Below are 1,322 nucleotides of genomic sequence, written 5' to 3' on the forward strand. Positions count from 1 at the left end.
CCCTATTAGTGGACAAATCAATTAAACCTTTCTCATGTAATGACACGGAGAGAGGTTTTTTAGTTTAATTTGTATTCTAATATTATTATAGTAATTTATAAAGTCAGTAATTAGCTCTATTATTTGGTCATATTTTAAGTCATTTAGCTGGTATTTTCTTAAACATTCTTCTTTTAAAATTGAAAATCAATATTCAATTGGACGGTTATCAAGAGAATTACCAATTCTTGACATTGATTGTAACAAATTATTTTTTGCAATCATTTCTCTGAATCAATTTGACGAATATTGAAAACCATGATCTGAATGAATTAATGAATAGTTTGAAAGATTGATCTTTTTAAAAGTGTCTTTAACAAGTTCTAAATCATTTCTTTTAGAATGACTTCAGCCAACTATTTCATTATTTCTTAAATCTATTGCAGCACTTAAATATATAAATTGACTATTTCACTTTATATAAGTTACATCTGTACATAAAACATTGTTAAATGTGTCATTCTTAAAGTTTCTATTCAAGCGATTTTCAATACTATAATTAGTATTTTTTCTATCTATTCTTCTTTTATTTTTAGCTCGAATAACTGATTTTAAATTCATTGAATTCATATACTTATATACAGTTTTATAGCTTATATTAAGTTGATATTTTTCTTTTAAAATAGCATGTATTCTTCTTGCACCAAAATTTCCTCTATTAACTTTAAATTCTTCAGAGATAATTTTTTTGACTCTAATTACATCTTTTCTAAAACGCATATCATGTGAAATTATATTTTTTGAAAGCTTGTAAAAGTATGATTTAGAAATATATAAAGCTTCGCATATTTTTCTTGGAGAAAGAGAATTTTTCTTCTTTATTTTGTTTTGAATTTCTTCATATAATTCTTTTTTTGAAATTTTAGTTGTTAGTATCTCTTCTTGAATCTTAACAATCTCAAGCAATTCCTCTGGGGTCAATTTTCTTAGCAACTCATCATGTCTTTTTCTTCGTTTTTCTTCTAATTCTTTTTTAGTTAAACCTTTTTTTGGCATATTTTTATATCCCCCTTGATGTGAAACAATTGCATAAATTCCAATTTTTAGGAATCTATAATAGAAATTATAAAGATAATGAGCACTATTATATCCTTTTTGTCCGGTATATTTCATTGCTTTTGGCAAATAACCACAGTTAACTAAATCATTGCATATATCTGGAATTTTTTCTCCAGTAAGCACTCTCATACACAACTTGTATAAAAATATTCTTGTCTTATATTTTTTCATAATAAAAAACATATCCTCCATTTGTGGTAGTCCACTAATAGGGGATATGTTTA

1 protein-coding gene is annotated in these 1,322 nt (G+C 25.1%); it reads right to left on the reverse strand.

What is annotated here, in order from left to right; translation table 4 throughout:
• Positions 1-21 precede the first annotated feature (21 nt).
• On the reverse strand, positions 22-1,269 hold the full coding sequence (locus JXZ91_RS03040) for an IS3 family transposase (RefSeq protein ID WP_205851541.1): 1,248 nt from the start codon (positions 1,267-1,269) through the stop codon (positions 22-24).
• Between the last annotated feature and the right edge of the window lie 53 nt (positions 1,270-1,322).

Origin of the sequence: Mycoplasma enhydrae (genome assembly GCF_017116825.1) — a bacterium.
Taxonomy (GTDB): Bacteria; Bacillota_I; Bacilli_A; order Mycoplasmatales; family Metamycoplasmataceae; genus Metamycoplasma; species Metamycoplasma enhydrae.